Below are 8,714 nucleotides of genomic sequence, written 5' to 3' on the forward strand. Positions count from 1 at the left end.
TGACCATTAAGATTGTATCAGGAAATGTTACAGTACGTCTCTGAATTCCATACCTGAGGGTAACCGATCCATTTAATGCTGTTTATTATTGCAATTAACAAAAGTGGAGCTATAAAAGCCAAGAGCAACAAAGAATAGGAAAAGTGCAGGTGTTATTTTATAGATTGGTTTTTTTAAAAAACACGTGAGGTTTTTGTGTGGTATTTTATTCCATTGTTATAAAGAACCATAGGCCGATTACCCGGTTCGTAAGATAAGCAACTTGCTCAGTTATTAATTTAAAGCATAAACTTTTCTACCACTTCGGTGAATATCAATCATGGGTTTTGCTCTGAAAATAACTCCTCAAGCTTCTGTTCAAGTTCTTGGCCATGAATATCTTTTGCGATGATGATGCCGTTCTCATCGACAAGGAAATTTTTAGGGATCGCCGTTATGGCATATTCTTCAGCAATTTGGTTTGAATAGCCGTCAACCGTAGATACATTGATCCAGGTTCGGTTGTCTTCTTTAAGTGCCTGGATCCATCGGTCTTTCTTATACTCAATGCCAAAGCCAAAAATCTGGAATCCGGAGCTATGATACCGGTCATACATTTTCCCCAAATGGTCACTTTCTGATCTGCAGGGGCCGCACCAGCTACCAAAAAAGTCTATTAAAGTGTATTTGCCCAGATTATCATAAAGTGACCGTTCCAGGCCGGACGTATCGGGAGCAACAATTTCTGAAACTTTGCCGCCGAGGGAAACCTGCTTTAAAATTCTAACTTTCTCTGATACCAGCTGTGCTACTTCAAGCCCTTGATGACGTTCAGAAAAATTAGCGGCCAGGTGTTCATAGTAATCCATGTGTTTATCGCCGTTCCAGCGAACCATGGTCGGATAAATAGCGATAGAGGTTCCCATCTTTTTTACCGCATGTATCAGTGTATCCCTATACTGTTCTTCTGCCTTTAACACCCGGTCCCCAAGCTTTTTAATCCGGGTGGCATCATCCTGGTTATCTTCTTCCAGTAAATCTTCCAATTGTGTCCTTATCGGATACACTGTTTCTCTCAAAACCTGCATTCGGAACTCCTCGTACTCTTCAAAAAGTTCGGTGTCCGGTGAACCGGATACCTCATAGTCACCTTCCCCGTGAAACTTTATGGTGATATGTTGCCCGGAATCAGCAATGAAGGGTACCTGCAGGGAATCGTGAATACGCAATCGGTAATAATGAGGTTCAAGACGGTAAGATGATGAAAACGAACGGTCTGCATCTACCGACAAAGTATCCAAAATATCGAATTGAGTTGCGTTGAGCCCCTTTGCCTGATGCAACAATACATTCTCTGTATCGATGTTATTGAGCTTTCCTTCTACAGAAAATACCGGTTCTTTTTTTTGGGTGGTACAGGAGAAAAACAGAGCTATTGAAACCGCCAGAATGGTTAGAGATGTCTTCGAAATCACGATGTAATAAATTATTTTAAGTTGAATATTGATGTAGACAGATATAGCGAAATGTTTCCTGTCTTAGTGCGTCATCAGAAACGAGGGAACGAATTGTGGTTTTTATGCCACCTGCTAAGATGAAATTCAAGACTTTTGTGCTACCATCAAAAAAATAGGAAATAATTTGCTTTCACCATGTTCATTAACCTCTCGTTCCATTTTATAGGCTGTTGAAAAAGTTATTTTTGTAAACCCTTGTTTTTCCGCCAACCCTGCCAGCTTTTTTCGGTCAAATCCTTTATGGACATCATCAACATCATGACCATGAAAAGATCCATCTTCTTTATCAAGATCAGCTACACAAAGGTATCCGCCGGGGTTAAGCAACTGATAGAATTGATTTAGGATTAATTGTGTGTCTGGGATGTGGTGAAGTGTCATCATCGTGTAAACCAAATCAAACTGTGTGCTGGGAGGCGGATCCTTGGTCAGATCAAGATTGACTGGGTGCATATTATCTTCCGTTTTATCCTGAATCTTATCACGAAGTACTTCCAGCATTCCAGTTGAAGTATCGGCTAAAGTAATAGGCCCTATTTTTTCACGAAGTTCAAAACTAAGCTGTCCGGTGCCACAGCCGTACTCAAAAGCAGACATATTGTTTGATAATGGAACATGTGATTTAATTGCTTCCGCAATATTTTCTGCGCGTTCTTGACTTTCGGGAGTATCCCAATCTTGGGCTTCTTCATCAAATCGAGACATGGATGTTATTGTCGAATTAATTTTTGAGTCGTTTTTTCAATAGAGGCCTTTAACATCCATAAAATATCTTTAATTCCTCAAAAAAATAAGGGTCCGGTATCAAGAGAAATATACTACGGGTTGATAAAATTGAATATCCCTTATTAAGAGTGGAAATACAGGAACGTAATTTATTTTGAAAGGGGCATATATTATTGCTCTGGCTTCAGTAAATTTTATCCCACATTTACATTAAAGAGATACCCGACTAAAGCAGTTAGTCCCATTGCAACTGTACCCCAGAATGTAATTCGGATGATTGCTTTTCCAATACTTGATCCACCGGTTTTTGCAGCTACAGCGCCCAAGACAATGAGGAAGAAAAGAGCGAAACCATACAAACTATACTCCATACTTTCTAAGGGCATAAATAGTGTGACAAGTAAAGGCAATATTCCACCTATCGTAAAAGCTGCACCAGACGAAAATGCTGCTTGCATAGGTTTTGCCTGACTAATTTCATTAATCCCTAATTCATCTCTAATATGAGCCCCTAAAGCATCATGCTCCGACAATTCTTTAGCGACTGTTAGAGCTGTTTCTTTTTTTAATCCTCTCTTTTCATAAATTTCCGCCAACCGCTGTAATTCAATTTCAGGCATTTCTTCTAACTCAATTTTCTCCCTTTCCGTATCCGCTTTTTCAACATCTGTTTGAGAACTTACCGAAACGTACTCACCTGCTGCCATTGATAAAGCGCCGGCGACCAATCCGGCTAATGCCGCTAACACGATGGGTTCTCTGCTGACACTTGCAGCCGCAATACCTATGGCAAGACTTGCGGTTGATAAAATCCCGTCATTTGCACCAAGTACCGCTGCTCGAAGCCAATTGCTTCTGTGGATGTAATGGTTGTCCAAATAATTATCCGGGCTTTTTGATTTTTTTGTCACCATACCATTTAGAGTTGCAGACAACAAGAACGTAACAGTAACGCTGTTTATCTGATTTGTTGCAGTTATGTGAGTTGGATATTCATGCTATTACTAAATGTAATAAGTTTAAAGTGAAGAGATAGAAGTTAATTTCAATGCGCTACATCCCTCAAAAATATACTTTCACATAGCGGTATTTAGCTTTTCGTTTTTTTTGATCATGTGATCTATGACATGGCTATGCTCATGTTGAGGACTAAACATAATGATCTCTGCGTCTTTATTGACCTTGACGTTGTGGCCGGGAGGCCAGTAAAACAGGTCGTTTGTATTCACAGTCTCCTGTACACCATCGGCGTCTGTCGTGGTAAGTTGTCCATCCAAAACAAAGCCCCAATGGGGGCATTGGCACAAATTGCCTTCCAGTCCCTCGAAAAGTGGAGTGGTATCGACGCCTGCCGAAAGGCTAAAGTACTCACCGCTGATTTTACCTAATCCCGTAGCATCACCAAAATCCGTTTGCTGACGTATAGTGGCTCCTGGTATTTCCATCTTGATGTCTACATGCTCTTTGGATATTCTCATGATAATCTCTCTATAGGTAAGTTGATGCTTTATGGTTATGCTAAGATTATTTTAGGAATAATCACCAAATAATATATTACGATATAAACTCTTGATATCCTATCTCCAATAATTTTCATGACTTCCTATAAATGCCAATACTGCCTTTTAAAAGTGTAATTGAATTTTGTTGGCAGGTGATCGCATACCTTCAAAATATCTTTAATACATTATTACTATGGCCAACTTATTCCGAATCAGAAGGGTAGGCAGGGAGTTTGCTGAATTACTAAAAGCTTCTGGAAGCCACTTAAGGATCCGCATGATGATCTGAATACCCATTAGCTGTAAAAGCCACAACGTGCTTCAATATATTTTTACATTTTTGGAGTGTCTTATTTCTTATTGTTACCCAAGAGATATTTTCTTACTGTTAAAAGTGTATTTTAATCAAACTCTTATACTATGAAAAATGCAGTTTCTGTTTTAGGATGTATTGCTCTTCTGATTACTTCTGCGCTTTCGCTTCAAGCCCAGCCCGACCGTATTACCGGTGAACCTTTTGCCACGCGATCAGCAGTAATCGGCCAAAATGGGATGGTTGCCACCAGTCAACCATTGGCTACCCAGGTTGGCCTGCAAATTCTAAAAAATGGGGGCAATGCTATTGATGCGGCTATTGCTTCTAACGCTGCACTGGGCCTTATGGAGCCTACCGGAAGTGGAATAGGTGGTGACCTTTTTGCTATTGTTTGGTCAGCAGAAGATCAAAAACTCTACGGTCTGAATGCAAGCGGACGATCTCCGCGCGGCCTGTCATATCAGGAAATGCAACAAGAGCTGGAAAAAAGAAATACGGATGACATTCCGGCCTATGGATTTTTACCCATTTCAGTTCCCGGTGCTGTGGATGGATGGTTTTCATTGCATGACAGACTGGGTAGTATGTCGATGGATCAAATTTTGCAACCCGCTATTAATTATGCGGAAGAAGGCTTCCCGGTAAGTGAACTTATTGCTTACTACTGGGAGATTGGGGCGCAAATTCATAACGACCGTCCCGGTGCTTTTAAAGAAGAAATGACGATTAACGGTCGTGCCCCGGATAAAGGCGAAATTATGCAGCGTCCTGAACTGGCCAATACATATCGAATTTTGGCTAACAAAGGTCGCGACGCTTTTTACGAGGGAGAAATTGCTGAGAAAATTGATAAATTTATGCGCGAAAATGGTGGTTATCTTCGCAAAGAAGATTTTGCTAAACATACCTCCACGTGGGTTGATCCTGTGTCTGTGAATTATCGGGGCTATGATGTTTACGAATTACCACCGAATGGACAGGGTATTGCCGCACTTCAGATGCTGCAAATTTTAGAAGAGTTCGATCTGAGTGCCATCGGATATGGTAGTGAACAAGCACTTCATCTAATGACAGAAGCAAAAAAGCTGGCTTTTGAAGATCGAGCCAAATTTTATGCGGATCCCTCTTTCTCAGATGTGCCCGTTCAAAAGCTTATCTCCAAAGAGTACGGGCAAAAGCGGGCAGAGCAAATTGATGAATATGCATCCAGTAATGTAAAACCGGGTATGTCTGTTCTTGAAGACGGTGATACTATTTATCTGACTACCGCTGATAGCGAAGGTAATATGGTTTCACTAATCCAGAGCAATTATCGAGGTATGGGTTCAGGAATCGTTGTGCCGAGCCTTGGCTTTGTCTTTCAGGATCGCGGTGAACTGTTTTCCATGGATCCTGATCATGCCAACGTTTATGAGGCGGGAAAGCGCCCCTTCCATACAATTATTCCTGCTTTTGTGATGAAAGACGGAAAACCATTTATGAGTTTTGGCGTGATGGGGGGAGGTATGCAGCCACAGGGTCATGTTCAAATTTTGACAAATATGATAGACTTTGGCATGAACATCCAGGAAGCGGGAGACGCAGCACGATGGCGACATACTGGATCCACCCAACCTACGGATGATGCTAAGGAATATCTCCAAGATGAAGGTACGCTAAATCTTGAGGATGGATACTCATTTGATGCAATTCGTGGCTTAATAAAGCGAGGTCACGATGTAGGCTATGATATCGGCGGTTACGGAGGATACCAGGCTATCATGTACGATGCTGAACAAGGCGTCTATTATGGTGCTTCGGAATCAAGGAAAGATGGTCAGGCTTCAGGATATTAGTATAAGCATAAGTTGATTGTTTTTTAGAGCGTGGGAATCAATACCCACGCTTTTTTTAAATGGATGCTGAGGTCCTGCTACTTTAGTAAATAGTCATTGGTGTGAAACATCAGGTTATTTGTGATGGACACTAATCGGCCTAACGGCTTTGCGAAAAAAGGGCAGACGACTTAGTGTCAAATTGATACAAATGACTGTAACCACAAAAGGGAATTGGGTAAGATAAGCTGAGGGGCGTATCCTTTATGTAAGGGGTAGTCATTTTGTATGATTATTTAAATTTCATCACTACAAAAGTAATATCATCATCAATAGGTTTATCCCCCCTCCAGCGATCAGCCTCGTATTTCAAATTATCGATTATCTCGTTTGGTTTTAAATGAGCATACTCTTCAAAAGCTGATTTCACCCTTTTCCAGCCAAACATATCACGATTTTTATTGAACAGCTCATGAAGTCCATCGGAAACTAACAATACAGTATCATTAGGATTAAGTTCAACAGTAATTTGCTTGTAGTCAAAGTTGTTGACGGCTCCAAGCGGCATTCCCTTTATAACATATTCTTCGATTGATTTGGATTCGTTTCTAAACACAAGAATGGGGGGCATTCCAGCAGCAGAAGCTGTGAGTACATTATTTTTCACCTCCATACATGTCAGTGCCATAAAGAGTGTCCCAAGATTCATCTGTTTTAATATGAGCGTTACTTTATTAAAAAACTCGGGAAAGTCAGACTCAGGCTGAAAGCTTTTAAAAAGGCTTTTTATTATGGCTACCATGAACCCAGCTTTATTGCCATGTCCGGTTGCATCGCCTATCACAAGAGTAAGTTGATCATCTTCCGATTTATAATAATCGTAATAGTCTCCACCCACTTCTACAGCGGTTCTCATGCTTGCCGCCATTAATAGCGTATCAGTTTCTGGTAGTCGGTGAGGAAGCATCGACAGTTGAAGTTTACGTGCTTCTTCAAGCTCTTTGCTCGTTCGATCTACTTCGTTCTGAAGCATTTCCCGTTTTAGCTTTTGCTGGAAGATATTTTTTTCCTGTTCAATAACTTTTTTGTTGGTAACCGAAATATCATAGGCAAGATAGATAGACGTAGTAATTATTAATCCAATCACTCCAAATTGATATCCATTGGTGAGGCCAAACAAGGGAGAAAGCAGTTCCAGATCTAAGAGGAGATCGTAGCTGCCAAATAACGAAAATATTGCAAACCCTACTCCGATAATCCAAAGCCGGTTAAGTCCTGATTGTAAAGCCAAATACGTGATGCGGATGATCTCTATTAATACAGCAATAACTACCAATTCTAAATAGATGAAGTTGCTGGATGGCTGAATTACAGCCGCTATACCTGTAAAAATTAATAATGAGGTGATCAACCAAAAGTGCAGTGGGACCCTATTACGGAATAACCTGTAGAAAAAAAGGAGCCCGGCGATTAAACTGATGCTTAGGGAACCCCTCTGAATCCTTAGAAACAATAAAGAGTATTGATCTGATGTAACCATCTGCTGAAAATCGGAAAAGATCGTAACTCCTAAAAGCAGAAGAAATAAAGCGTAGAATAGGTTTGTTCTTCGCTTGCGCCAATAAATAAAAAGGATGAGATGGAGCATACTGATTCCAAGTATGAGTCCAGTAGAGAAATATTGAATCTTGGTTAGAAATAAATACTCATCCATTAATTATTAACTTTAATTTTTTTTAAAACAATTCGCCCGAGATTTAATCTGCAATATTTTTTGGGACTGTAAATATAACGATCTGGTACATCACCGACAGTCCACAGATTATGAATTTGGTTATAAAAGAGAGGGTAACTAAAAAATGGAAGGGAGGCAACCAGATGGCGAGGTGCGTTCCCTTGAATGCTATTTAGGTTTAGGTAATACCAAAGGCGGAAGGCACATGATTCAAGGGTTAGGCTCGGAGCCTGATGCACGGATTCGTCTATCTTCCGCCGTGCTGGTATTTTTTAATATGGGAGACGTTGTTGCACATCTCAACTCGGTAGGGTAGTCTAATAAATGCGCTGGTTAGCTATATTATTAATTAGTAGTGGTTTTTTTAGTTGCAAACTTACTGATCGTTACTAACCACTACGCAAACAGTTACAAGTATTTGTTTCTATTTAACTTAAAAAAAAATAAAAAAGCCCTTTTTATTTAAAGATTATCTACTATACAGATAACCCAAAACAAATACGAGAGGAAGTGTTATGAAAAATATAGAACTAGCAAAAACCGGATATAAAAAATTTAGCGAAGGGGATATTGAGGGTGTTCTTTCCATGTTTGATCCCAAGATGGAATGGCATGAATGCAACGGATTTCCCTTTATTGAGGGCGATGGCATATTTACAGGACCAGAAGCAGTAGGCAATGGTGTGTTTAGTAAGATTCCCGAATATTATGATCACTTCAATGTTGAGATTGAAGAACTAATGGAATCCGGTGACCGCGTAATCATGAAGGGATATTACACGGGAACTTGGAAAGCCACTGGGAAGAAGTTCAAAGCTAATGCAGTGCATATCTGGACTGTAAAGAATGAAAAACTTACTCATTTTTTTCAAGCTGTAGATACAGCTACTATAATTAATCCTGTTAAAGCCAAAGTAATGTAGCTAACGACCTTGCGTTACAGCTGAAGGCGCCGGAATGTTGAAATTGTTTATAAATGAAAGAGTAACTAATAAATAGAAGGTACGCAACCTGGTGAGAGGCCTGTCCGCTGATAGCGCTGGTTAGGCGAGAGTGTAAATCTAACTCTGTCTAGGTTGGTAATTTAAAATCTACTAACTTAGACAAATCATGACACAAAAAGAA

General features: G+C 40.2%; 7 protein-coding genes. 2 read left to right on the forward strand and 5 right to left on the reverse strand.

All coding sequences use genetic code 11. The features are described from left to right. Positions 1–317: 317 nt before the first annotated feature. The 4 genes from ACQ76V_RS05450 to ACQ76V_RS05465 all read right to left on the reverse strand — a co-directional run bounded on the left by ACQ76V_RS05450 (position 318) and on the right by ACQ76V_RS05465 (position 3,700). Entirely contained in the window at positions 318–1,454 is a 1,137-nt protein-coding gene (locus tag ACQ76V_RS05450; protein ID WP_440999465.1) for a TlpA family protein disulfide reductase, read from the reverse strand. A 126-nt stretch (positions 1,455–1,580) separates the two neighbouring features. Further along, positions 1,581–2,201, reverse strand: coding sequence for a class I SAM-dependent methyltransferase (locus ACQ76V_RS05455; RefSeq protein WP_440999466.1), 621 nt, complete (start codon positions 2,199–2,201; stop codon positions 1,581–1,583). 215 nt (positions 2,202–2,416) lie between these two features. Further along, the gene (locus ACQ76V_RS05460) at positions 2,417–3,136 is read right to left on the reverse strand and encodes a VIT1/CCC1 transporter family protein (RefSeq protein WP_440999467.1); all 720 of its coding nucleotides are present in this window, start codon (positions 3,134–3,136) and stop codon (positions 2,417–2,419) included. A gap of 162 nt (positions 3,137–3,298) precedes the next feature. Then, entirely contained in the window at positions 3,299–3,700 is a 402-nt protein-coding gene (locus ACQ76V_RS05465; RefSeq protein ID WP_440999468.1) for a cupin domain-containing protein, read from the reverse strand. 444 nt (positions 3,701–4,144) lie between these two features. Between ACQ76V_RS05465 and ggt the strand changes: the two genes are divergently transcribed. Then, positions 4,145–5,875 carry a gamma-glutamyltransferase gene (gene ggt / locus ACQ76V_RS05470; protein ID WP_440999469.1) on the forward strand — a complete coding sequence of 577 codons (1,731 nt, stop codon included), beginning with the start codon at positions 4,145–4,147 and terminating at the stop codon, positions 5,873–5,875. A gap of 271 nt (positions 5,876–6,146) precedes the next feature. On the opposite strand, the gene ACQ76V_RS05475 is transcribed toward ggt, so the two are convergent. Continuing rightward, positions 6,147–7,568 carry a PP2C family protein-serine/threonine phosphatase gene (locus ACQ76V_RS05475; protein ID WP_440999470.1) on the reverse strand — a complete coding sequence of 474 codons (1,422 nt, stop codon included), beginning with the start codon at positions 7,566–7,568 and terminating at the stop codon, positions 6,147–6,149. Between the two features lie 536 nt (positions 7,569–8,104). Here ACQ76V_RS05475 and ACQ76V_RS05480 point away from each other — a divergent pair. Further along, positions 8,105–8,512, forward strand: a complete 408-nt coding sequence (locus ACQ76V_RS05480; RefSeq protein ID WP_440999471.1) for a nuclear transport factor 2 family protein — start codon at positions 8,105–8,107, stop codon at positions 8,510–8,512. Positions 8,513–8,714 lie beyond the last annotated feature (202 nt).

This window comes from Fodinibius sp. SL11 (assembly GCF_052060035.1).
In the GTDB taxonomy this organism is placed as follows: domain Bacteria; phylum Bacteroidota; class Rhodothermia; order Balneolales; family Balneolaceae; genus Fodinibius.